The organism is Thiorhodococcus minor (genome assembly GCF_010820565.1).
Classification (GTDB): Bacteria; Pseudomonadota; Gammaproteobacteria; order Chromatiales; family Chromatiaceae; genus Thiorhodococcus; species Thiorhodococcus minor.
This window is the reverse complement of the sequence record NZ_JAAIJQ010000086.1, coordinates 1-24,431: the sequence shown is the minus strand read 5'-3', so window position 1 is coordinate 24,431 and position 24,431 is coordinate 1. Positions and strand designations below refer to the sequence as shown.

Sequence of the window (24,431 nt, the reverse complement as noted above, 5' to 3'; positions counted from 1 at the left end):
CGCAGCTACATGTCTCATCAGCAGTTCACATGGCAGCCACCTCGCAGGCTGCTAGACTGGCCAGGTTTCTCCTGGCACACCGAAGGCGCAAAGGACACGAAGAAAAACAGAGGCTTGCATTGCTGCGTCGCTTCACCCTCTGGGTGAGCATGGCTTCGCAGACAAGGTGTTGAAATCCTTTGCGCTCGTTGTGCCCTTTGCGGTTCAACTGCCCTTTTTGGGCTCAAAGGTGTTTCGCGTGCAGCACATCCACCTGATCCAGGTAGGCGATGCCGGAGAAGTTGTCGAAATACTTGCCGGCAATCTCATCCGCGATCCGTCGTGCGAGCGCCTCGCTCGCCGTGATGACCTCGACCTTGACGTTGGCGAAGGCGCCTGAGGCGGTGGGCTGCCCGGAAGATCGCAGGTTTCGGCTTCCCTTGCCGTTCGCTGGGGTGACGGTGTATCCAGTCGCTCCGGAGCTCTCGACGATTCGGGCGATATCGCGCAGAAGCAACTGCTCGGTGATGATCACAAGCTTGGTGGCCTGCCGTGTCATATGTCCGCACCTGCTGATGGAGTATTGAGCTGACTTGGGGTGGTTTCGCCCGCATGGCTCAGGGGCTGCGCAGCATCGGTTCTCGACTCGAAGCCGTGTCCGGCGCGGCGGCGGGAATCGGGCTTCAGCCGACGATCAGGGTCTGCGCGAGCCAGATGTAGAGCGGCAGGCCGATGGCGATAGCGACCGGCGTACCGATGCTGGTGGATGCTCCGACGTATGCCGACGGATTCGCCGTCGGTATCCCGGCACGTAGGGTCGGTGGTCCGGAGATATCCGAGCTGGAGCCCGCGAGCACGGCCAGCAGCACGATCCCACCCGGGCTGAAGCCGACCAGTACATGCGCGACGTACCCCAGAGCGAACGCGATCAAGCCGTGGACGAGCGGCGCAAGCGCCGCATAGACCGCGTACCAATGAGCGACACGTCGCAGCTCGGCGAGCCGCGCATAGGCTTCCATGCCCATCACCAACATCAACACCGAGAGCAGTCCGCGGAAGAGCGGATCGTAGAAGCCCTCGAAAATGGCTTCAGGCCGCGTCAACAGGCCAAGCGCGATACCGAGCAGCAGTGCGGACAAGGCCGAGCCCTGCAGACTTTCCTTCACGATCGGCCAGACTCGCACCTTCTCGACGCTTCCGTCCTTGCGCTTTAGGTACATGCTTGCGAGCACGATGGCAAGCACCAGGGCGGGAATGTCCATGAACGGATAGAGCGCGGGCGCCCAATGCTCGTACTCGATCCCTTCGCTCTCCATGACGACGATGGCCGCGGCCAAGGTCGAGCCGCTGACGGCGCCGAAGAGTCCGGCCGTCGCGATGCCATCTTCGGTGCGCACGCTCGGCAGCAAGGCGAGCGTGTAGCGGCCGAGCAGGACGATGCCACAGCCGATCAGCATGGCGAAGAGGGCAGGCAGGAGCATGTCCGCGAGATTGGCCTCGCGGATGGACATGCCGCCGTCGAGCCCGACGCGCATCAATAGCATGAAGACGATGAACTTATAGACCGCCTCGGGTATTTCGAGTCGCGAGCCGAGCGCCGCAATGACGATGCCGCCCAGCAGAAAGGCCAAGGTCGGCGACTGAAACTGGGTCAGAAACTTCGTGAGGAATTCCAGAGCTGCTTCCATGATCGCCCCCAAGGTTGGTTACACGCCTCTTTGGACCGCGGGTCCTCGCGACCGATTGCCTAGACCGATTGCGTCGAAGACGCGCGGAACGGACTGTTACCAGGTCTATGGGCAGCCGAGCCGGGGCACAAATTCGAGCTCCGCCGCGCACTCCATCCAAGATTCGCAATCGAGTGGCGAAGCCCGACGCGCGCCCCCGAGCTCGCCGGCCGCACCTGCGCGGGGCGCCCGGCGGGACCGAGGTGCGCCACCCGCGAGACGGGGCACCGCCTCGCAAGCCCGAGGCGAGGCTCAACCCTGCGACTGACCTGGTGCGCGAGCCGGACGTGATCGGCATCGCGAAGCAGGGCTGCATCGCCGAGGTCCCGGAGCAGAAGCTTAGTGACCGGTGGCCGCCGAGATTGCCAACGCGGTGGAGGAGCAGAGGGCAGCGATACGCGAGATCAACCGCAGAGCTCAGACGCTGACGTTCGGATCCTCGACTTCATGCCTTCGGTGCCCTCTGGCCGACCGGACCAGCGAGGCTCTGACGACGGGAATCGCCCCCGTTCGCCGCTCCGAACAGCTCTCCCTTCTGGTCGGACAGCGCGAGACAGTGCGGACCGAGGCGGGCTGCCTAATGGGCGTGGCGGGCTGGACACCGCGCGGCTGGACCGTGGCGCTCTCGACCACTACCCGTGGTGCCTGCCGACGGGCGGCGGGCGGTGACTCCCCGCGCTTGGAGCATCGCGCGCGCCCATGGCGCCGATGACGCGGTATCTCGCCCCAGCTGTACGCGACTTTGTCGAACGGCACAGTCGTCGCGGCGCCGGCCCGAGCCATTGAAGGGCTCTTCGTCGAGGCCAGGCTTGTCGCGTGAAGCTCGATACATCTGCGGAGAGCGCTTCGCCCCCAGCCGGCTAGTAGTCAGGCGCGCCATGGACCTTCCCGCCTGTCGATTCCGTTTCCGCCCGGACGATCGTCTGCGGAGCCGCCGCGAGCAGCGCCTCGGAACGGCTGAGCGCCAGGTCGCGGGTCTCGACCCAGTTCGCCTCGGGCACCGCCTTGGTCAGGCCGAGCCTCTCGAGGCGCCGTTTGACGTCACCTTCAGCACCGACGATAACGACGCCGCGGCCAGCGGCGACGTCATCCAAGATGAGCTTCTCCAGCGCCAGCGAGGAGGAGACGCCCAGCACCGGGACATCGGTGAAATCCAGGACCAGGACCTCGTGCGCCTCCAAGACCGCGTGCTGGCGCGAGATCGCCTTGGCCAGTCCGAAGATGAGCGGGCCGCCGAGGGAGAAGAGCAGGATTCGGCCGTTGGATCTCTCCATCACCGTCTGTGCCTCCGGGCTCAGGTTGCCGGCGTGCTCGGGATCCTTGGTGGCCTTGACCGACTGACTCTGCAGCTTGGAGAGGCGGTCGATGGTCAGGACGTTGGCGATGAAGACGCCGACGGCGACGGCGGTGATGAGGTCGACGAAGACGGTCAGCCCGATGACGCCGTACATGATGGCGGCTGCCTTGAAGGAGACGCGGTGCGCCCGCTTGAGGAAGGACCAGTCGACGATGTCAAGGCCCACCTTGAGGGCGATCCCGGCCAGCACCGCCAACGGGATCTGCGCGGTCAGTCCGCTCGCCCAGAGCACCACGACCAAAAGGATGAGGGCGCGCGTGATGCCCGAGAGCGCCGTGCGTCCACCCGTCTGGATGTTCACGACCGTCCCCATGGTCGCCCCGGCGCCTGGAATGCCACCGAAGAGACCTGAGGTCAGGTTGCCGATACCTTGGCCGACCAGCTCCTTGTCCGAGCTGTGCTCCTTGCGGGTCATGCTCTCCGCGATCACCGAGGTCAGGAGGGCGTCGATGCTGCCCAGCACCGCGAGCACCAGGGCGTCGACGGCCATGAGCTGCCACTGCGCCGCCGAGAAGACCGGGAGCTGGAGCGAGGGCAGCCCGCCGGGGATCTCGCCGATGCGCCGGATGTCCAGGTGTCCGAAGGCGTACAGGGAGACTAGGGTGCCGAGCACCAGGGCGATCAGCTGCGGCGGGAGAAAGCGCTTCAGGCGTTTGGGAAACAAGAGGATGAGGGCGACCGTCAGGACCGCGAGCGCGGTCTCGGCGGGGGCGATCGTGTCGATCAGATCCGGCAGCGACGTCAAGGTGCCCAGGACCCCGCCAGCCGGGGGCGCCTGCCCGAGAAAGGGGCCGATCTGTAGGATCACGAGGATGAGGCCGATTCCCGTCATGAATCCGGAGATGACGGTGTAGGGCATCATGGTCACGTACTTGCCGAGCTTGAGGACGCCGAAGAGGATCTGGAAGACGCCCGCCAGCATGACCACGGTGAAGGCCATAGCCATGCCTTCCTCCGGATTGGAGGCGAGCAGGTTGGCGATGATGGCGGTCATGACGACCGTCATTGGCCCCGTCGGCTCGGAGATGAGCGTCGGCGTGCCGCCGAAGAGCGCGGCGAAGAGCCCGACGAGCACAGCACCATAGAGGCCGGCGGTCGGACCCGCGCCCGAGGCGACGCCGAAGGCGAGCGCCATCGGCAGGGCGATGATGGCGGCCGTGACACCGCCGAAGAGGTCGCCGCGGAGGTTGTCAAATCGAATTTCGTTGAGGACGCGCATGGCCGGATACCGGTCTTCCAAATCAGATGCCCGCTATCTAAGCCCGGGTCAGACATTGATTCAAAATGATATTTTTGATTAGAACGATCGACTTTGATCAATGTGTTGCTTGTTTCGCGCTGGCTTCGACAGCCTAGATAACGCAACCTTAAACAGCCACTCAAACGGCCTCCTGTCCTCATTCACAAGGCCGGCCGCTGCCTTTGCCTGGTCGCCCCTCGAGCGGAACGAGCGCGCCTGCGCGTCGCGATCTGCCCTTGCTTTCCGTACCCGCAGCCTCATCCATGCTCCGGCAGGCAAGGGACTCTCGGCGGAGTACTGAATGACGATTGCATGGCGATTACTTGGTTTCTCAGGACTCTGGCTCATCCTCGCGGGATGGGACCCGGCATCCTGGATCATTGGCCTGCCCAGCGTGCTGCTCGCGGCCTGGCTCTATGGCCGATTGGCGCGTCAGGCGCGCTTGCCGAGCGCCAGGCTGACATTGGGGTTCTTGTCCTTCTTCTTGATCGAGTCGGTGCATGCAGGGACGGATGTCGCGCGCCGAATTCTGAGGCCGCGCATGCGCATCTCGCCTGGGCTCCAGACCTATCGCATGCGCCTTGCCAACCCCACCGCACGCGTCGTATTTCTCGATAGCATCAGTCTCCTGCCGGGCACGCTCAGCGCCGATTTCGTCAACCGGGAGGAGATCCAGGTGCATGCCTTGGACGCGACGGTCGACCTGGCGCCCGAGCTGGACGACCTCGAGCGGCGGGTTGGGCGGCTCTTCGGCGAGGAGCTGAAGCCAGTTGGAGGTCTGCATGACTGACGTCTTCGTCGCCGCCGCGCTGGCGCTCTTGCTCACCATGACAGCTGGCCTGGCGCGGGTCGTTTTCGGGCCAACCCCGGCCGATCGCATGATGGGCGTGCAGCTCTTGGGGACGACGGGCATCGCGGTCCTGCTCCTGCTCGGGCTCGGTTTCGCGGTGCCCGCGCTCGCGGATGTCGCACTGATCTTCGCGCTGCTCGCGGCGGTGTCCGTCACCGCGCTCACCCGCCGTCGCGTCGGGCAGGACCGCAGCTGATGCAGACGCTACTGCAAGCGCTCTCCCTCTTCCTCATCGGCGCCGGCGTCTTCTTCTTCGCCGTGGGCACGCTCGGGCTCATCCGGCTGCCCGACCTCTTCAGCCGGCTCCATGCCCTGACCAAGGCCGACAACCTCGGCCTCGGGCTCGTGATCGCCGGGCTGCTGCCTTGGGTGGCCGATCCTTGGACGGCCTTGAAGCTGGTACTGATCTGGGTGCTCGTCATGGTCAGCGGGGCGACCGGATCGCATCTCATCGCCAAGCGGGCGCTGCGGGGCGATGGGGAGGATCTGCTCGAATGAGCGCGGGCCTGCTGCTGATCTTCGATCTGGTCTTGGTCGTCACGCTGATCGGGCTCGCGATCGCTGCGCTGGTCAGCCCGGACGTGAGGCGCGCCGTCATGCTCTTCATCGCCTTCGGGCTCTGGCTGGCCCTGGTCTGGGCGCGGCTGCGGGCGCCCGACGTGGCCCTGGCAGAGGCGGCCATCGGGGCCGGACTGGGCGGGGCCTTGATGCTGGCGGCGGCGCGGCGGGCAGCGCGCCAAGAGGCGGTCGATGGGCAGACGGATGCTCGGGGAGAGGAGGGGTGAGAAGGGCCGCGAGCCTGATCATCGGGGCCATCATCACCGCGCTCGCGCTCTGGCTGCTGTGGGTGCTGCAGACGGCGCTCGACATGGGCGCCGGACCGCGTCTGGCGGAGCAGGCATTCGCCGGGCTGCCGACGACGGGCGTGTCCAATCCGGTCACCGCGGTGCTCTTGAGCTATCGGGGGTACGACACCCTGCTCGAGCTCGGCGTCCTCCTCGCGGCCCTGCTGGGGATCTGGTCCTTGGGCGTCGCCTCGCCAGGCTTCCAGCCGGCGGGCGTGGTCTTGAGCGGGATGGTCAGGCTGGTGGTGCCTCTGCTCGTCCTGACGGGCGGCTATCTGCTCTGGGTCGGCGGCTATGCGCCTGGCGGGGCCTTTCAGGCGGGCGCCTTGCTCGGCGCGGCCGGTGTCGTCATGCGTCTGGCCGGCGACGAGACGGCTGGACTGCCGGGGATCAGGGCGCAGCGCTGGCTCATCGTCGCGGGTGTGGCCGTCTTCGTGCTGGTCGGGCTGGCGACCCTGGCGCTCGGCCAGGGCTTTCTCTCCTATCCGCAAGCCTGGTCGAAGTGGCTCATCCTGGCGATCGAGACGGCGGCCACGGTCGCTATCGGCACGACCCTGGCCGCGGCCTATGTCGGCGGCCGGCCTTGGTCGCATGCCGTTGTTGGAGGGCGGGACTGATGGAGCAGCTGCTCTACGGCGGTGCCGGCGTCATCCTCTTCGCCTTGGGGCTCTGGGCCTTCCTGGTCTACGAGCCGCTGCTGCGTAAGCTGATCGCGCTCAACATCATGGGCAGCGGCGTCTTCCACCTGCTGATCGCCATCGCGGAGCGCGGCGAGCTGCCGCCCGATCCAGTGCCGCACGCCTTGGTGCTGACCGGTATCGTGGTCGCCGTCAGCGCGACGGCCTTGGCGCTGGCGATGGGCCGACGGCTCGAGGACGACTCAGGTGGACGCTAGTCTGGCGCTGGCCGTCTCCGTGCCCCTGATCGGAGGTCTGCTGGCCACGGCCCTGCCCAAGCGCGCCCAGGGGCTGGGGCTGCTCGCATCAGTGGCGACCGTCCTCGTCGTCGGCTGGGTCATGGCCGGGGTCTGGCAGCAGGGGAGCCTGCACGCCGAGCTCGGCGGCTGGGCGGCGCCCCTCGGGATCGCGCTCGCCGCGGACGGGCTCTCGGCCGCGCTCCTGGGGATGGCGGCGCTGGTCGCCCTGGGTGTGGGTATCTACGCCTCGGGCTACTTCCGCAGCGCCGACGCGGACAGGCACTTCTGGCCGCTGTGGCTGCTCCTCTGGGCGGCGCTGAACGGCCTGCTGCTGGCGGCGGATCTCTTCAATATCTATGTGACGCTGGAGCTGCTGGGGCTCACGGCCGCGGCCTTGGGTGCCTTGACCGGAACGGTCGACGCGGTCAGGGCCAATCTGCGCTATCTCCTCGTCGGACTGCTGGGCTCCATGACCTATCTGCTGGGCGTGGCGCTGGTCTACACCAGCTATGGCACCCTGGACCTGGGGCTCCTCTCGAATGCCCTCGAGCCAGGGCCGGTCGCCGCGACGGCCCTGGTGCTCATGACCGCCGGCCTGGCCCTGAAGGCGGCGCTCTTCCCACTGCACTTCTGGCTACCGCCGGCCCATGCGAATGCCCCGGCGCCCGTGAGCGCGGCCCTGTCCGCGCTGGTCGTCAAGGCGGCCTTCTATCTCATCCTGCGGCTGTGGCTGGACGTCTTCGCACCCGTGGTCACGCCCTCGGCCGCTGGGCTGATGGGGATGCTCGGCGCCCTGGCGGTGATCTGGGGCTCTTGGCGGGCGCTGCGGGCCGAGCGTTTGAAGCTGTTGGCCGCCTATTCGACGGTGGCCCAGATCGGCTATCTCTGTCTCTTCTTACCGCTGCTTCAGGCGTTGCCGCCAGGCGCCGAGCGGGACGACCTCTTCGTCGCCCTGGTGCTCATGGCCCTGACCCACGGACTGGCGAAGGCGGGTCTCTTCCTGGCCGCAGGTTTGGTCCAGCGCAGCGCCGGACACGACCGCATCGACGACCTCGGCGGCACGGCCCAGCACATGCCGGCGACCACCTTCACCATCGCGCTCGCGGGCACGGCCCTGATCGGCCTGCCGCCCAGCGGCAGCTTCGTCGGCAAGTGGATCCTGATGACCAGCGCCCTCGAGAGCGGCCAATGGTGGTGGATCCTGGTCATCGCCATCGGCACCCTCCTGGCGGCGGCCTATGTATTCCGGGTGCTCAGCCGCGCCTTCAACCTGGAGCCGACGCCGCGCAGCTTCGTGACCCAGGCGCGTACCGAGGTGCCGGCCTTGCTGCTGGCCTTGACCTCAGTCGCGGTGCTGGGGCTGGCCGCCGATCCGCTGTGGCGTCTGCTGGGCGCGGGAGGGGGCGCATGAGCCTGGAAACCCTGCTGCCTGCAGCCATCGTCGTCAGCTCATTGCTGCCCGGCGTCTTCATCTTCTTGGTGAAGGAGGAAAGCCACATCCTGCGTGGCGTGCTCAACATGGCGGGCGCCCTGATCAAACTGGTGCTGGTCGGCGTCATGATCTGGGGTGTCTACCAAGGCGAGACCTACGAGACGCGCCTGACGCTGGCGCCCGGGCTCGACCTGGTGCTCTCGGCCGATGCCCTCTCGGTCCTTTTCGTCACCCTCTCGACGGTGCTCTGGTTGGTCACGACCGTCTATGCGATCGGCTATCTGGAGCACTCCCCGAACCGCAGCCGCTTCTTCGGATTCTTCAGCCTCTGCGTGTCGGCGACCGTGGGCATCGCCCTCGCGGGCAATCTGCTGAGCTTCGTGATCTTCTACGAGATGCTGACGCTGGCGACCTATCCCCTGGTGGCCCATCGCGGCACGCCGGACGCCACGCGCGGGGCCAAGATCTACCTTGCCTACACCATGAGCGGGGGCGTGCTCCTGCTGGTGGGGGCGATCTGGCTGCAGGCCATCACGGGGCCGGTCGACTTCACCCAGGGCGGCTATCTCGAGGCCTTGTCCGGGGACCTGCAGGGACCCCTGGTCGCGATCTTCGTGCTGTTGCTCGCCGGGCTCGGGATCAAGGCCGCCATCGTGCCGCTGCACGGCTGGCTGCCGCAGTCCATGGTGGCGCCGGCGCCCGTGAGCGCGCTGCTGCACGCCGTCGCCGTGGTCAAGGCGGGCGCCTTCGGCATCGTGCGGGTGGTCTATGACGTCTACGGCATCGGGCTCGCCGACCGGCTCGGGCTGCTGACGCTGCTCGGGGTCCTCGCCTCGACGACCATCATCTATGGCTCGGTCCGCGCGCTCTATCAGGACGGACTCAAGAAGCGGCTGGCCTATTCGACCGTCAGCCAGGTGTCCTACATCGCGCTGGGTGCATCCATCCTCGGCCCCATCGCGACCATCGGGGGCATGGTGCACCTGGTCCATCAGGGGATCATGAAGATCACGCTCTTCTTCTGCGCGGGCAATTACGCCGAGACCCTGGGCGTGCACAAGGTGAGCGAGATGGACGGGGTGGGGCGCCGGATGCCCTTGACCACCCTGGCGTTCACCGTCGGTGCGCTGGGTATGATCGGCATCCCGCCCATCGCCGGATTCGTCAGCAAGTGGTACCTGGGCCTGGGCGCCGTCGAGGCCGACGCCCACTGGGTACTGCTGATCCTGGCGGCGAGCAGTCTGCTCAACGCCGGCTATTTCCTGCCCATCCTCTACCGCGCCTGGTTCCGCCCGGAGCCGGACGCCTGGCCCAAGGAGCGCCCATCGAAGGGGCGCTTCGAGACCATGGGCGCCTTGCTCTGGCCGCCCGTGGTTACGGCTGGCTTGTGTCTCATCGCCGGACTCCTCGCAGCCGCACCCTTCAGCCCATTGGAGTGGGCGGCGCTGATCGCGCGGAGGGAGTACCTATGAGCATCTTGAGAGCCGCCAGCCTCCAGCGGCCAGCTTCCAGCGACTTGCAGCTCGGGAAAGGTTGGGTGGCGCCATGAGTCTCTGGCTGCTGCCAGTCGTGGGCCTCTGGCCGCTGCTGGGCGCGGCGCTGGTGCAGTCGCGGCGGCTGTGGTGGCTTCCGGCCGCGGGGGCCTTGCCGGCCCTGGCCGCGGCACTTCTGGTGCCTGTCGGGAGCCGGCTGGAGCTGCCCTGGCTGCTGCTGGGGACGACGCTCGGCATGGACGAGATCAGCCGGGTCTATCTGCTGTTCACTGGCATCCTTTGGCTGGTGGCGGGCATCCATGCCGCCTTCAGTCTGCGCGGACGCGCGCACGCGCGGCGTTTCGGCGCGCTTTTCCTGCTCGCCATGGCGGGAAACTTCTGGCTGATCCTCGGGCAGGACCTGGCGAGCTTCTATCTCGGGTTCGCGGTGATGGGGCTCTCGTCCTACGGACTGGTGATCCATACCGGCGAGCCGTCCGTGCTGCGAGCGGGCAAGGTCTATCTCGTCATGGCACTGCTCGGGGAGGTGACGCTCTTCGCGGCCCTGGTGCTGATCGCGCAGCAGACCGGGACCACGTTGCCGACCGCCGACCAGCTCGCGGACCTGAGCGATCTCACCATCGCACTCACCATTCTGGGGCTCGCCGTCAAGGCGGGCATGGCGCCGCTGCATCTCTGGCTGCCGCTGGCGCACCCGGCCGCGCCCATTCCGGCCAGTGCGGTGCTGAGCGGGACCATGATCAAGGTCGCCATTCTGGGCTGGCTGCGCTTCCTGCCGATCGGTGCAGCCGCACTGGCCGATTGGGGCGCCGCGCTAACGCTCGCGGGACTCGCGACCATGGGCCTGGCCCTGCCGATCGGGCTCATGCAGTCCGACCCCAAGGTGATCTTGGCCTATTCGAGCATCGCCAAGATGGGGCTGCTCATCCTGCTGCTGGGCAGCATCCTGGCCGATCCCGAGCTGGCTCCCCTGGGCGTCGCGGGCATCACCCTCTATGTCGCGCATCACGCCCTGGTCAAGGGCGGACTCTTCCTGGGACTCGGGCTGCGCAAGTATGCCGCGGCCGGACAGCCCCTGGTCCTCGGCGGCCTGGTCTTCCTGGCGCTCGCCATGGCGGGGGCACCGCTGACCAGCGGGGCCGTCGCCAAGCAGGGGATCGAGCCCTTGCTCGCGAGCGCCCAATGGCCCTGGATCGCGACGGCCGTGGGCGTCTCTGCGGTCGCGACCACCCTGCTGATGGCGCGCTTTCTCTGGGTGACTGCAAGGGTCGAGCGGCATCCCGAGGCCGGCTACGCCTGGCCGGGTGCGGCTTGGATGTCTCTGGTGCTCTTGATCCTGCTCTTTCCCTTCGTCCTCGGCGGCTCGGATGCCTGGTGGGTCAAGCCGATGCCGGTGGTCCTGGGCATCCTGATCGCCGGTGTCGTGCTTGGCGTGACCTGGCGCCGTCCCGCGCTGTCGAAGGCCCTGATCGATCGGGTCCCGCCGGGCGATCTCTTGGTCTTTTTGGGCCCGATCGGCCGCGCTGGCGCGCAGCTCTTGCGTGCCTTGTCCGGGGGCTTGGGAACCGCCTACGGAGCCGTCATGGGCCGGCTGTCCCGCGCCTACTCAGCCGTGCTCGACAAGCCGGATCCCGATACTGAGCGTAGCCTCCGCGAGTGGCCGGTTGCAGGCTCCGCATGGCTGGTGGTCGGGGCCTTGCTGCTGGCGTCGGTCGTGGGCTTTGTGCCAGCGCCGCAGTCTGAGGTGGGGCGGACGGCCAGTCCCGCGGATGCCAAGCCGGTTATGTCTGAGGAATCGGTCTTGGAGTCCGAGCCAGAGCCGATGCTGCCTGCGATGCAGGAGCGGCCACTTGCCGAAAGGCCGGCCGAGGAGCCGTCGGACACGGAGGAAGACTTGGCTCTCGCGGAAGGGATCGAGGCCGTCGAGGTGTCGGAGCCGGAGGATGGTCGCGCGGAGCGAATGGAGGACATGCCAACAGCGACAACTCAGGAGACGGAGCAGCGCGCGGCGGGCGCACAAGGCAGCGAGGAAGCGGCTTGCGCTAAGGGCGAGCCTCTGGTGCTCGTCAGCCCGCGGCGTCAAGACGCGCGCATCATCCTCGACCCCTGCCTAGAGGCCGCGCAAGGTGGCGGGCTAGAGCTGACCAATGACCTGGTCCTGATGGCTCAGGATCACCTGGATGCGCTCGGGATCGACCCTGGGCCGCTTGACGGACTCATCGGCCCGCAGACCCGGGGCGCGATCCGGGCTTTCGAGCGGCTCCAGGAGATGCCTGAGACCGGTGCCCTAGACGTCGATCTACTCCAGCGGCTCCATCGCGCGTGGACCGAGCGCGCCCAAGGCCGCCGTTGACGGCTCTGGCCAAGCGCGCGCTACGTCTCGGCCCGGCTCAAGGACTTGCGCAAGGCGCCGACCTCCCGCCGCACAGGTCTCGGAGAGAGCTAGCGGGCGGCGCATTCTAGATGAGACGGGCGGAGATCGGCTTTATAGACAATGCATTCTGACGATTTCGTAATCCCGAGACTCGGGAGTCGCGATTGAGCGAAGGGGCTTTCGATGCGCGGACATCGGCTCGTTTGGGGACTCGGTCTGGGCCTTTCGCTCATGACCCTGCTGGCCCTGGCAGCGGCCTACCTTGGAGTCCTCTGTCAGTGGTGGGGCCTGGGCTGCCTGGATCCCTGTGGCGCGCTGCGGCAGGTCGAGGGATTTGGGCGCAATCCCGGTCGTCTACAGATGTGCGTCTATGTGCCAGATGGGCTGCCGCGGCAAAGCCCCCTAGTCGTCGTGCTTCATGGGTGCTCGCAAGGCGCGGAGGACACTGCGAAGGGGGCGGGATGGACAGAGATCGCTGACGCGCGCGGGCTCGCATTGCTTCTCCCGCAGCAGATGACGCCGAACAACCTCGGCCGATGCTTCAACTGGTTTCTCCCGAGGGATGCCATGAGCGCCGCGGCCGGCGGCTCGGGGGAGGCGGTCTCGATCCGGGAGATGATTGCCTGGATGCTGGAGGGTCCCTACGCCCCGGATCCGGATCGCATCTATGTCAGTGGCTTTTCCGCTGGCGGGGCCATGACGGCGGCCTTGCTCGCCGACTACCCGAGTCTGTTCGCGGCCGGAGCCATTTTCGCCGGTGTTCCCTACGGCTGCGCGTCCTCAACGGCGGAGGCGATCGCTTGCATGACGCTGGGGCGCGATCTGCCGGGACAGATTTGGGCAGAGCGCATCTCGCGGGCCGGGATGGCAGCGGCAGCCGCGGAAAGCCCCTCGGTCAAGCTCAGCGTCTGGCAGGGAGCGGCCGACAAGACGGTGGCTCCCTTGAATGCGCAGAAGATCGTCGAGGGCTGGTTGAGCCTCCTCGATGTCGATCCTCGTCCTGATCGGGTCCTGAGGGTCGAAGGCGCCCGCTATCTCGGCTATGAGGACGCGTCCGGCACCCTGGTGGTAGAGCGCTACCTGATCCCGGGCCTGGGCCATGCTGTTCCCGTCGATGCGGCTGCGGGCTGCGGCTCGCCAGGTCGCTATTTCCGGGACATTGGGCTCTGCGCGTCTCGGCGCATCGTCGACTTCTGGGGGCTCTGAGTCTAGTAACCGCCACCAGCCGGTCGTTTCCCGAGGTCTTCCCTCGTAAGGACTTTTCTCCGCCGGCCCCGCGCGTGGACTCGCTCCCGAGCCAACCCACCTGATCCCTGCTCGATGCGGCAAGAGCCGTCCTTATCCGGCGGGATCTTGTGAGCCATTTCCGGTCCTTGGCGTGTCCGAGCGGTCTGCGCCCATCCACGTCTCGGCAAATGCGAAACGGCTCGCATTACCTGGGATCGCTCGTCCCTATACTCCGCCATACCAAGAATCCGACAAAGGCAAACTGTCCGAAAGGGCAGGACGCAAAGCCACTGGCCTAAGCCCCGAGCAACCTCGGGAGACGGCAGCAGGGCTACCGAAGATTCGTGCGCCTCTTCGGGGCGCCGATGAATCGGCGTACCCGAAGCGAGGCGTCCAACATGCTTATTCACCGTATCCTCGATCGGCTCGTTGTAGCACAGCAGCTTTCCACCACTCATCTGCGATCCATCTCGACTGCCGTCTTGTCGCTCGGCCTACTGGCGAGCGCTTCCATCGCCTCGTCCGCGGAGATCGCAGTCGAATGGGACCCCGTTCAAGACGACCGCGTGGCCTTCTACGAGGTGCATTGGGGAACCGAGAGCGGTACCTACCAGCAGTCCCTGAGCTCGACATCGACGAGCGCGACGCTGTCCGGTCTCGCGGAGGGCCAAACCCTCTACATCGCTGCAAGAGCCTGCGCCGAGGGCGGCACGACTTGCAGTGATTTTTCCAACGAGCTGAGTGCGACCACGACTGCGACCTTGACTGCGACCTTGACTGAGCCGACGGCTGAATTCACGGTCGCCACCACGAGTGGTGCTGCACCCCTGGCCGTGAGCTTCTCGAATGCCTCGACCGGCACAATCGAGGGCTATTCCTGGGATTTCGGCGACGGAGCGACGAGCCAAGAGGCCTCGCCGACCCACGTCTACGCACAGCCTGGCACCTACAGTCCAACCCTGAGGGTGACCGGACCCGCAGGCAGCGCCTCCGCGACCCTTGCGAATGCGATCAGCGTTGGCTACGCAGCACCAGTCGCCGGCTTCACGGAGTCCGCGACGTCTGGACTCGCCCCGCTGACAGTGACCTTCAGCAACACCTCCGAGGGCGCCGTCGACGCTTGCGAGTGGGATTTCGGTGACGGCAGCACGGCGACTGGCTGCGACGCGGCCAAGACCTTCTCCAGGGTTGGGACCTTCAGCGTGACGCTGACTGTCCAGGGTCCGGGGGGGACGGATATCCTCTCCAAGGCCAACCTCATCACCAGCGCCGCACTCCCGCCCGTCGCCGCCTTCACCAGTGGCGAGCGCACGGGCGAGGCGCCGCTGACCCTGTCCTTCGTCAGCACCTCCGCTGGCGACATCAGCGGCTACCACTGGGACTTCGGCGACGGCAGCACGAGCTCGGAAGTCAATCCGACGCACACCTACACCATGGTCGGGAGCTATGACGTCAGTCTCGCCGTCTCCGGTCCTGGCGGCAGCGACACGGCGCTGCAAGTCGACTATGTCGAAGTCGCTGCGGCCGGACTGCCGATCGAGGTCGGTGAGGTCGCCGTCGACGATCGCTGGCAGCGTGTGGATTTCGAAACGCCCTTCACGGATCCCGTGGTGGTTGCCAAGCCGGCCAGCAGTAACGGCTGGGATCCGACGACCGTGCGCATCGACGGCATCGACGAGAATGGCTTCTGGATCCGCCTGCAGGAGTGGGACTACCTCGACGGCGCGCACACCGAAGAGACGGTCAGCTATATCGCCATGGAGCGTGGCCGCCATCAGCTGCCGAGCGGTGCCTGGATCGAGGCCGACGACGTCAACATCGACGCGGCTCAGAAGGTCTACACCCATCGGCTCAACGCACCCTTCGCGACTGTCCCAGTCATGGTCGCAGGGGTCGCCAGCGACAACGACACCAATGCCGTAACGGCACGGCTTGGCAACATCACCCAGACCTCCTTCGACTTGGGTCTGCAGGAGCAGCAGTCCAGCAAGCATGAGCATGGGCTGGAGCGCGTCGCCTACGTCGCTTGGGAGCCGTCCATGGGCACCATCGATGGGCTCGAGTTCGAGGTCGCCCAGGCGTCCCAGGCCGTGACCGAGGAAGTCGCTTCGATCGCATTCGCCAAGGTCTATGCGAGTGCGCCTCAAGTACTGGCCGATATGCAAACGCTCAATTCGAGCGATCCGGCCAATCTGCGCTGGACCTACAAGGATGCGGCTTCGATCGATCTCGCGGTGGTCGAAGAGCAGTCGCGCAACTCTCAAATGCGTCACGGCGAAGAGCGCGTCGGCTACATCTTGCTCCACGACACAGCTCAGTAGTCGGCGGAGCCTCGCGGCTCGGGATGTCTAAGGAGGGACATCCCGGCCGAGACCAGCACCGGCTTGCGCGAGACCCGCTCTCCACGCCTTCTCCGAAGCGCGATCTCCCGCCCCCTCCGCTCTGCTTGTCTCGCTGGGCACCTATCCCTCAGCCAAGCCATCTCCCTTTCGAGTCCGTGTCCCGCCTCTGAGGTGGTTTCCGGCTTGAGCACGAATCGCTCCCGGTTCCCGAGCTCTTGAGCGCGCCAGAAAAGTGCCGGAAGCTAGACGCTACTCACAGGAAGAATCGGTCTCCACATCATAATGGCTGGTCTGGACTACAAGAATTCGAGACTTCTGGAGTCGTGACTATTTTTCGAGTTACATGTGCTCGAGAGATATCTGCTGAAGATCTCCTGGGGAGGCGGCGGCCGGGGTTTGTGCGTCCTAAGCCGGCCTTAGCGCGGCCCGATCTTGGAATCCGGCTCACGCGGGGAGGGCTTACTGGAGAACCCATGGAAACTGGCGAGTCTGTGGAAGCTGGAAGGTCTGTGAAATGACGGACGCCGAGTCGCAGTTTGTCGAGATCGACGATCTTCGTGTCGGGATGTACATCTATCTGGATCTCGGATGGATCGGTCATCCCTTTGCCTTGAACAGCTTCAAGATCGCGTCACCCAATCAGATCGACATCATTCGCGGTCTTGGGGTCACGCGCCTGCGCTGGTCGCCCGAGCGCAGCGACCTGCCCGAAGAAACCGAGCCCGTCGCGCAGGAGGTGCCCGTCGAGGAAGTATCGGCCCTCGATGCGCGGCGTTTGCAGCTGCTGGAGCAGCAGCGCAGCCTGGATCGCTGCGATCGGGAATTCTCGGATGCGACCAGGGTGTTCCGCGATATCCAGAAACTGCTCCCGGGGGACCCAGCGGGCGCCCGCGAGCAGGCGGTCGAGGTCGTCGAGGGCCTGCTCGGAGAGCTGCTCGATCAGGGCGAGTCCTTCATCCGGCTGCTGTCGGAGAAGGCCGGGGAGCGATCCTCGCTGCACGCCGTCAACGTGACCGTGGTCTCACTGCTGCTGGGCCAGCGTCTCGAGCTCGACAGTGCCGCGCTCAAGCAGCTCGGGATCGGCGCCTTGCTCCACGACATCGGTAAGCTGGAGCTGCCGGATCGCCTGCGCTGGTGCGACAAGGGCTTCACCATCGCCGAGCGCAATCTCTACAAGCGACATGTGGCCGATGGGGTCGAGCTGGCCGCGCGCATGGGCTTGGACGAAGACGTGCGCGCCATCCTCGCTCAGCACCACGAGCATGCCGACGGCAGCGGCTTTCCGCGTCAGCTCCACGGTGAAGCGCTGACCCGGGCGGCCAGCATCGTCGCCCTGGTGAACCACTACGACAATCTCTGCAACCCGGCGAACCCGTTGACGGCGATGACGCCGCATCAGGCGCTCTCTCTGATCTTCGCCCAATCCAGGACCAAGTTCGAAGCCACGACCCTTGGCGCCTTCATTCGCATGATGGGCGTCTATCCGCCGGGCTCCGTCGTGCTGCTGACGAATGATCGCTACGCCCTCGTGGTCTCCGTCAGCTCGTCGCGACCCCTGAGGCCGCGTGTCCTCATCTACGATCCGCGGACCGCGCGCGAAGAGGCGCTGGTGGTCGATCTGGAGGATCATCGCGATCTTGGGGTCAAGCAGAGCCTCAGGCCGGTTCAGCTCCCCAGGGCCGTCTTCGACTATCTCTCGCCGCGGCAGCGCATGTGCTATTTCTTCGAGCGCGCGCGCGATCCTAGCGACTCCGGTGGTGATCAATGAACGGGACGCCCGAGCCGCCTTCGGTCGACTTCTCGGCTCCGGCCGCCTTCTGCCTCGAGACCTGCATCGCCCTCTGGCAGCCTTTGATCGAGGGCCTGATCGAGGCCGTGTGGCTGGTGGACGCGGCCGAGCGGCGCATCCTCGCCGTCAACCAGGCGGCGGAAGTCTTGCTCGCAAGCTCGCGCGAGCGCCTCGTCGGTCGTCCCGTCCTCGATCTGGCCTCGACGCCCGAAGACCTCTTCTTCTGGGAAGACGTTGCCGCCGGCCGCGCCGACCCGCTGCTCTCCGAAACCCTGCTGAGGCGTGACGACGGAGCCCTGGTGAGCGTCATGCGGCGCGTGAGCGCGATTTCCTGCGGCCAGGGGGGGCAGGTCTTCGTGGTGGGCATCGGCGATCAGAGCGCGCACCGCGCGGTCGAGGCCGAGCTCGAGAAGCTCGTCGCGGAGCTGCGCGCGACCCTGGAGTCGACGGCAGATGGCATCTTGGTCACCGACCTCGAAGGCGCGATCCGCGGCTTCAACCGCCGCTTCGCCGAGCTGTGGGGGGTGCCTGAGGCCTTGCTCACCGACCGTGACGACGCTGGCGTCTATACCTGGATGGCGGAATCCGTGGTGGATCTGGTCGACTATCGGGAGCGCATCCGCGCCATCCGCGACAACCCGCTGCTCGAAGCATCGGATGTCTGGGCGCTGCGTGGCGGCAAGATCCTCGAGCGGGTCACCTTGCCGCAATATGCGCGCGGACATCCGATCGGGCGCGTCTATTCGTTTCGTGACATCACCCAGCGGCTCGCCGACGAAAAGCGGCTCAAGCTGGCGGCGGGCGTCTTCGAGGCCAGCCTGGATGCCATCTTCGTCGCCGACGCGGGTTTTCGGATCGTCGCCGTCAATCCGACCTGCGAGCAGCTCGCCGGTCGCTGCGCCGAAGATCTCGTTGGGAAGCCGCTGACCGGTTGCCTGGCGATCTGCTCGGGGGAGCGGCCGATTCAGGGCATCGAGCAGGCGCTGGCGCAAGACGGCGTCTGGCAGGGCGAGATCCTGCAGTCCCGTGACGACGGCTCGAGCTTTCCTTGCCTGGTATCCTTGGTCCGTGTCTTGGACGAGGAGCGGACGCCAATCCACCACATCGCCTTCGTCAAGGACCTATCCGAGTCGGTCGCCGCCCGCGAGCGTATCGAGCAGCTCGCCTACACCGACGCCCTGACCGGACTGCCCAACCGTATCCGGCTGACGGAGCGGATTGCGTTCGCGATCGAGCTGGCGCGCCGCGACGGCATCGGCTTCGCGGTGCTCTTCATCGATCTGGACCGTTTCAAACAGATCAACGACTCGCTGGGGCACGCCTTCGGCGACCTGGTCTTGGTCGAGGTGTCGCGGCGGATCAAGGGCTGTCTGCGTCAAGTGGATTCCACAGCGCGCCTCGGCGGCGACGAGTTCGTGCTGCTGCTTCACGGGGCCGATGGCTCGGGCGCGGAGAAGACCGCGCGGCGTCTGCTCGCGGCGATGGGGCAGCCGTTGGAGATCGACGGGATGAAGTTCTCCTTGAGCGTCAGTGTTGGTATCGCGCTCTATCCGGAGGACGGCGAGACGCTGGACGACCTGATCAAGAACGCGGATACGGCGATGTACCACGCCAAGGAGTGCGGTCGCGGCGACTTCCGCTTCTATCGGCGTCAGATGAACATCGATCTGCTTACCCGTATGAAGGTGGATCACGCCATGCGGGAAGCCCTCAAGGCGGACGGCTTCCGTCTGGTGTATCAGCCTCAGGTCGACCTGAGAACCGACCGTATCGTCGGTGCAGAGGCCTTGCTGCGGTGGACGGACCCGAGCCTGGGCACCATAGCGCCGAGCGATTTCATCCCCATCGCCGAAGAGACAGGTTTCATCGTTCCGCTCGGCGATTGGGTGCTGCAAGAGTCCATCCGTCAGGCCGAGGCCTGGCAGAGCCGGGGGCTTGCGCTCACCATGTCGGTGAACGTCTCGGCGGCGCAGTTCCACCGCAGCGGCTTCGTCGAGTCCTTGGCGCAATGGCTCTCCGGCAGCACCTTGGCGCCCGGCCGGCTAGAGCTGGAGCTGACCGAGTCCATCCTCATCCAGAACGTGGAGGACACGCTCGCCCGCCTCGATGCACTCGTCGATCTCGGGGTTAGACTGGCGATCGACGACTTCGGCACGGGCTACTCGAGCCTGGCCTATCTCAAGCGTTTCCCCATCCACAAGCTCAAGATCGATCGCTCCTTCGTGTGCGACATCCCGGACGATCAAAGCGACTGCGCCATCGCAACGGCCATCATCAACATGGCGTTGGCGCTCAATCTCAGGGTGATTGCCGAGGGCGTCGAGAACACCATCCAACGGCGCTTCCTGATGGATGCCGGCTGTGACGAGATACAGGGCTATCTCATCACGCCAGCCTTGGCGCCGGAGGCCTTGGTTCCATTCGCGGAGCAGATCGGCCTGCTCGGCGCTCCCAGCGCCTTGGACCGTTCGGAGTAGCCGGTCTGAAACCAGCTCCCCATGCATGCTCATCCATCCTTTGCTGCAAGGCGCGGCGGATGAAACTCGCTCGCTCCATCGCGATCTGATTGATGGGTAGGCCAGGCCTGCGTCCAAGCCGTGGCAGCTGACGAGAGAACCGACATCGAGGAGATCCTGGATGAGAACCATCCCCAAGCCGCGCCTTCAGCTCAGCGGGCTGTTGGCGGCCGCAATGTCGCTGGCCGCTCATGTGCCGGCCGCAACGGCCGATGCCGAGCGCTCGACCGCCCTGGACCCTTCCGAGCTTCCTTGGAAGCGGCCAGCCCAGGAGGAGATTCAGCGGCAGCTCGATCCACTCCAATACCGTGTTACACAAGGTAACGGAACCGAGTCGCCCTTCCGAAATACCTATTGGGACAACGAGGAGGAGGGCATCTACGTCGACGTGGTCTCCGGCGAGCCGCTCTTCAGCTCGCGAGAGAAATTCAAGTCGGGGACCGGGTGGCCGAGCTTCTACGCTCCCTTGGAGCCCGCGCTAATCGTCGAGCACAGCGACCGCTCGCTCGGCATGGCTCGGACCGAGGTGCGCTCACGCATCGCGGACTCCCATCTCGGACATGTCTTCAACGATGGTCCACACCCGACGGGACTGCGCTACTGCATCAACTCCGCCTCCCTGCGCTTCATCCCTGTCGCCGACCTTGAGAGGGAGGGCTACGGCGAGTACAAGGCGCTCTTCGAAGACCAGCCTTGAACCTAGATCCGGCAGTCGACCGCTTCGTGCTTCATTCAAGGCCTTGATCACTTTCAAGATCGGGGTTTCCCGCTGGCTCACCCGCCGGGTGAAGGCCGCCCAACCGCCGGATCTAGGTTGAAGAGCCATCCGTTGGAGTCGCTACGACGGCTGCGCTGTCGGTAGGAGCCCGCTTGCCGGCGGCTCAGCCATAGGGACTCGGGCCGCGCCGACCACTCAGCGATGGCTGATTCGGCCTGGAGAGACGTCAGCGCGCCCCGTCGGTCTGTGCCGATCATTGGATCGAGGCCGCGTGATCTGCAGATCGCGCAAGCCCTCGTCCAGATTAGGCCGGCCGGCCCACTGGCAAGGAGGCCATCCTCCATTCCTCCCCCCTAGGGTCGTGGCGCTCTTCACGGGCGGCGCTTGCTTCTCTCGCCTTTGCCTCTTGCAAGAATCCGCGCATCAGTTTCCATCTGGAGCGCCGTCTGCTGAGTGGCATCGACCGCGAGATCACTGCGATGAAGCCGAGCAGCGATGACGGTGCGCGCCGATTGGGCTGGCGCTCTAGACTGGTCTGGGACGCGTGCAGGTTGCACATAGGCTTGGCCACCACAGGGTAGAGGTTGAAATCGACGCGCTTAGCGCAGGCTTCGGTGGATTCCGAGCACTTGAGATGCGCACTTTCCGCTTCGATGGACTCATGGCTTAACTCTTAGAATAAGAACGATTCGTATTAGAGTCAAGGCGCGAAGAGCACAGCGCCGACAATGGCGCTTCGTCTCGCTCGCTCGCCCGCCTAGAGGCCGCTGACGGCTCTAGACCTTGGAGGGAGAGCCGCTGGTGGCTTGAAGCTAGCCGCTCTTTGCCACAACTGCTGGCGATGCGCCCAGGCGGCCGAGTACGACCATCTGGGCGACTTGGGCAAGGTTTCTCTCTCGATGCGTGTACTGACGTGAGGCAAGGACGTGAGCGGTCTTCTACGGCGTGATTGTCGCGTGCTGTTACCATGCTCGCGACGTACGAGCTGCGAGACCAAGGCGTGAATATTCTGGATTTGGATGATGAATGGGGCGGGAGCCCCAAGGGCCGGATCGCGGCGGAGACCCCGGTCGGTGAAGCCCTGCGCCTTGCCTGCGACATGGTCTGGGACTGGGATCTGACTCCAGGCGGGGTGATGCTGTGCCGATGCTTCGGCACCGAGCTGCCCCGCTGTCTGGGGGCGGCCACACGGGAGCTGGGCTCCGATTGGTGCTTGCGGATTCATCCGGACGACCTGGCTGCCCGCGAAGCCCTGATCGCCCGCTGTATCCAAGGCAGTATGACCGCGTTCAGCGCCGACTATCGGGCCCGCTGCAACGAGGCTGGCTGGCGATGGCTGCTCGAGCTGGGTATCGTCAGAGCGGGTGAGGCCGGGGCGATCACGCGCCTCTCCGGGCTCGCCGTCGACGTCACCGAGTCGGCTTTCTCGTCGCCGCTTGCCCTGGCGTCCGCGGCGGGCGGCAATCCACAGCGGATTGCTGACGCGTCCCGAGATTCCGCGGCCGGTCTCCACGCCCTCGCGACAGCCCTGCTGCCAGAGCTCCGCAGTCCCTTGTCCCCCATGCGTAACGCGCTGGAGCTTCTGCAGGACATGGGGGCCAACGAGGCCACGCTCGGCGCGGCGCGGGACATTATCGACCGCCGGCTCGCCGAGATCGCACAGCTCTTCCGCCGGTCTCCGCACCCAGCCCCTTACCCAGCCCCTTTGCAGGGGGATGCCTGCGCTCAGTGGGCGGCTGTCGATCTCGAGCAGACCCTGCGGCAAGCCTTGGAGGCCGTTTGCCCCAAGGCGTTGCAAGATGACTGGATCTCGGCTCGGGATCGCGCCTCGGGGCGGCTATCCGTCAAGGGGGATTCCGTCCAGCTCTCACAAGCCTTTGCCAGCTTGATCGGCACGCTGGGCGAGGGGACCCTGGACCAGGTTGGTGTCGACATCGGGATCGAGGGAAGCGAATCCGAGATCCTGGTCAGTCTTAGCCTCTCGGACGGAGACAGGGCTCCAGAGCCGCTACCCGACACAATCGGATTGGGCGCATCGCCGGCCGGACAGAAAAGGTCTGCTGCGGCTTTCGATGCGGAGCTCTTGCTGCCGCGACGTCTGGTCGCGCTCCACGGGGGAAGGGTCGACTCCTCACCCGGCAGCCCTGCCGACCGCCGCGAGGTCCGCGTCTGGCTTCCGCGTCTGCTGCAGAATGTCGATTGCCGCTCGGTCGAGACCATCGCGTCCAGCGCCGAGGCCGAGGGCAGGAGGCGGGTGCTGGTCGCGGACGACAATGACGAGGTAGTGGATTCACTCGCCCTCTTGCTCGACCTTCGCGGCTACGAGGTCAAGGCGGCGCAGAATGGTTTGGAGGCGGTGCGGATCGCGGAGAGCTGGCAGCCGGATGTGATTCTCCTGGACATCGGCATGCCCGGACTGGATGGCTACGAGGCGTGTCAGCGGATCCGTGCGATCCGCCCCGACGGTGACTTGCGCATCTTTGCCCTCACCGGCTGGGCGGGCGGAGACGACGTGGCGGGCTTCGACGGCTATCTGCTCAAGCCGGTGGAGGCCGATGTCTTGGTGCGCCGGATCGAAGAGGCGACGAGGAGCCTGCGTGACGGCTGAGGCGATCTTTGCCCCGCCCGCTCGCGGCGGCTCGCCGCGAGCGCTGGAGATCGCCCAGGATCCGGGCGCGACCGACGAGAGATTCCTATACTTCGACCAATGCGCCCACCACGCATTTCGCGTCTCGCCGATCTGCCCAGGCGGGATACCGATGCCATGGCCGATACGATGAGCGCTGCCGAGCGCATGGATGTACGCGGGCGGTCCATCTAAGAAGCTGTCTGGAAAAACGTGTAGGGGCGAATTCATTCGCCCAACCGCCGGACCAGGGGCGAATGAATTCGCCCCTACAAATGTCTCGACCATGATTTCCAGACAGCCTCTTAAGGAGACAGCCAAGTCTAGGGCCCTGTGCTCCGTGCTCTTGGTCTTTGCGTTGCTCTGCTCCGCCGTCTCGGCCGGCTCCGTCGATGTCGTGCTGGCGCTGGATCACTCGTTGAGCATGCACGCCAATGATCCCGGCCGTATCGGCATCGATGCGGCAGAGCTCTTCGTCGAGCTCTTGGGGGAGGATGACCGTCTGGCGCTCATGACCTTCGGCGTGGATGCGGTAACGCTCATGCCACTTACCCCCTTGTCTTCAACGGGAGCCAAGGCGCAAGCCTCGGTCCTCTTGCGGGACATCGTCATGAATGGCCGCATGACCAATTTCGAGGCGGCACTGAGCGCGGCCTATCGGGGGTCTGCTCGGGATACGTGCAATTCTTTATCACTTCTCCGTCGCAGCGAAGATCGGCAGTGCTCGCGGGTGCAGAGCCGCTGGATGTTCGTCCATGTCAAGCGCGTATTGACCGAAGCGGCGAATATGATCGCGCGTGCATGGGCTAAGACGCGAAACCAGCTCCGGGGTTACCGGCAAGCCCTCATCGATTATCCCCGAGATCACCTCAGTCATGTCGGCAACGTTGTTTAGCATGACAGCGTTGGCCACCAGGTCCATGTACTTAACCTGCTTGAGCTGCTCGATCGGGTCGCCGCTCTTGAGGATCGGGCCGCCAAAGCCGATCCAGTCGAGGAA

At 65.8% G+C, this 24,431-nt stretch carries 19 protein-coding genes, 1 pseudogene and 1 riboswitch; of the genes and pseudogenes, 16 read left to right on the top strand and 4 right to left on the bottom strand.

From position 1 onward, the window contains the following. Positions 1 to 223 precede the first annotated feature (223 nt). The 3 genes from G3446_RS21285 to bicA form a co-directional block, all read right to left on the bottom strand. Complete coding sequence (locus G3446_RS21285; protein ID WP_164455069.1) at positions 224 to 538, bottom strand: P-II family nitrogen regulator; 315 nt, start codon at positions 536 to 538, stop codon at positions 224 to 226. A 124-nt stretch (positions 539 to 662) separates the two neighbouring features. Beyond that, the gene (locus G3446_RS21280; RefSeq protein WP_164455067.1) at positions 663 to 1,667 is read right to left on the bottom strand and encodes a sodium-dependent bicarbonate transport family permease; all 1,005 of its coding nucleotides are present in this window, start codon (positions 1,665 to 1,667) and stop codon (positions 663 to 665) included. 899 nt (positions 1,668 to 2,566) lie between these two features. Beyond that, on the bottom strand, positions 2,567 to 4,282 hold the full coding sequence (gene bicA / locus G3446_RS21275; RefSeq protein ID WP_164455066.1) for a bicarbonate transporter BicA: 1,716 nt from the start codon (positions 4,280 to 4,282) through the stop codon (positions 2,567 to 2,569). Positions 4,283 to 4,604: 322 nt separating this feature from the next. On the opposite strand from bicA, the gene G3446_RS21270 reads away from it, so the two are divergent. The 16 genes and pseudogenes from G3446_RS21270 to G3446_RS29255 form a co-directional block, all read left to right on the top strand. Next, positions 4,605 to 5,093, top strand: coding sequence for a Na+/H+ antiporter subunit E (locus G3446_RS21270; RefSeq protein ID WP_164455064.1), 489 nt, complete (start codon positions 4,605 to 4,607; stop codon positions 5,091 to 5,093). Continuing rightward, positions 5,086 to 5,349 carry an MrpF/PhaF family protein gene (locus G3446_RS21265; RefSeq protein ID WP_164455062.1) on the top strand — a complete coding sequence of 88 codons (264 nt, stop codon included), beginning with the start codon at positions 5,086 to 5,088 and terminating at the stop codon, positions 5,347 to 5,349. The genes G3446_RS21270 and G3446_RS21265 overlap by 8 nt, the downstream gene beginning before the upstream one ends. Next, positions 5,349 to 5,651, top strand: a complete 303-nt coding sequence (locus tag G3446_RS21260) for a cation:proton antiporter (RefSeq protein WP_164455060.1) — start codon at positions 5,349 to 5,351, stop codon at positions 5,649 to 5,651. The genes G3446_RS21265 and G3446_RS21260 overlap by 1 nt, the downstream gene beginning before the upstream one ends. Beyond that, positions 5,648 to 5,938, top strand: a complete 291-nt coding sequence (locus G3446_RS21255; protein WP_164455058.1) for a Na(+)/H(+) antiporter subunit B — start codon at positions 5,648 to 5,650, stop codon at positions 5,936 to 5,938. Before G3446_RS21260 ends, G3446_RS21255 begins: the two co-directional genes overlap by 4 nt. Beyond that, on the top strand, positions 5,935 to 6,615 hold the full coding sequence (locus G3446_RS21250; RefSeq protein WP_342450176.1) for an MnhB domain-containing protein: 681 nt from the start codon (positions 5,935 to 5,937) through the stop codon (positions 6,613 to 6,615). The genes G3446_RS21255 and G3446_RS21250 overlap by 4 nt, the downstream gene beginning before the upstream one ends. Next, a complete protein-coding gene (locus G3446_RS21245) occupies positions 6,615 to 6,893 on the top strand; it encodes a cation:proton antiporter subunit C (protein WP_245232659.1) in 279 nt (92 codons plus the stop codon). Before G3446_RS21250 ends, G3446_RS21245 begins: the two co-directional genes overlap by 1 nt. After that, positions 6,883 to 8,325 carry a proton-conducting transporter transmembrane domain-containing protein gene (locus tag G3446_RS21240; RefSeq protein WP_164455056.1) on the top strand — a complete coding sequence of 481 codons (1,443 nt, stop codon included), beginning with the start codon at positions 6,883 to 6,885 and terminating at the stop codon, positions 8,323 to 8,325. The genes G3446_RS21245 and G3446_RS21240 overlap by 11 nt, the downstream gene beginning before the upstream one ends. Then, positions 8,322 to 9,818, top strand: a complete 1,497-nt coding sequence (locus G3446_RS21235) for a complex I subunit 5 family protein (RefSeq protein ID WP_164455054.1) — start codon at positions 8,322 to 8,324, stop codon at positions 9,816 to 9,818. Before G3446_RS21240 ends, G3446_RS21235 begins: the two co-directional genes overlap by 4 nt. A gap of 73 nt (positions 9,819 to 9,891) precedes the next feature. Then, on the top strand, positions 9,892 to 12,192 hold the full coding sequence (locus tag G3446_RS21230) for a proton-conducting transporter transmembrane domain-containing protein (protein ID WP_164455051.1): 2,301 nt from the start codon (positions 9,892 to 9,894) through the stop codon (positions 12,190 to 12,192). 204 nt (positions 12,193 to 12,396) lie between these two features. Further along, positions 12,397 to 13,419, top strand: coding sequence for an extracellular catalytic domain type 1 short-chain-length polyhydroxyalkanoate depolymerase (locus G3446_RS21225; protein ID WP_164455049.1), 1,023 nt, complete (start codon positions 12,397 to 12,399; stop codon positions 13,417 to 13,419). Positions 13,420 to 13,686: 267 nt separating this feature from the next. Next, positions 13,687 to 13,779, top strand: a riboswitch (cyclic di-GMP riboswitch). A gap of 59 nt (positions 13,780 to 13,838) precedes the next feature. Beyond that, positions 13,839 to 15,761: a PKD domain-containing protein gene (locus G3446_RS28790; protein ID WP_164455047.1), complete on the top strand. Its 1,923-nt coding sequence runs from the start codon at positions 13,839 to 13,841 to the stop codon at positions 15,759 to 15,761. A 535-nt stretch (positions 15,762 to 16,296) separates the two neighbouring features. Further along, entirely contained in the window at positions 16,297 to 17,550 is a 1,254-nt protein-coding gene (locus tag G3446_RS21215; protein ID WP_164455045.1) for an HD-GYP domain-containing protein, read from the top strand. Then, positions 17,547 to 20,048 (top strand): sensor domain-containing protein, encoded by a 2,502-nt coding sequence (locus tag G3446_RS21210; RefSeq protein ID WP_164455043.1) that lies wholly within the window; start codon positions 17,547 to 17,549, stop codon positions 20,046 to 20,048. Before G3446_RS21215 ends, G3446_RS21210 begins: the two co-directional genes overlap by 4 nt. Before the next feature lie 160 nt (positions 20,049 to 20,208). Beyond that, positions 20,209 to 20,784 (top strand): peptide-methionine (R)-S-oxide reductase MsrB, encoded by a 576-nt coding sequence (gene msrB / locus G3446_RS21205; protein ID WP_164455041.1) that lies wholly within the window; start codon positions 20,209 to 20,211, stop codon positions 20,782 to 20,784. Positions 20,785 to 21,805: 1,021 nt separating this feature from the next. Next, a complete protein-coding gene (locus G3446_RS21200) occupies positions 21,806 to 23,413 on the top strand; it encodes a response regulator (RefSeq protein WP_164455039.1) in 1,608 nt (535 codons plus the stop codon). A gap of 190 nt (positions 23,414 to 23,603) precedes the next feature. Further along, positions 23,604 to 24,083 (top strand): annotated as a pseudogene (locus tag G3446_RS29255) (VWA domain-containing protein); the annotation flags it as partial. A 39-nt stretch (positions 24,084 to 24,122) separates the two neighbouring features. Here G3446_RS29255 and G3446_RS28290 read toward each other — a convergent pair. After that, positions 24,123 to 24,431, bottom strand: a 309-nt coding sequence (locus tag G3446_RS28290) for a Tn3 family transposase (protein WP_164455035.1), incomplete at its 5' end; no start/stop codon positions are given.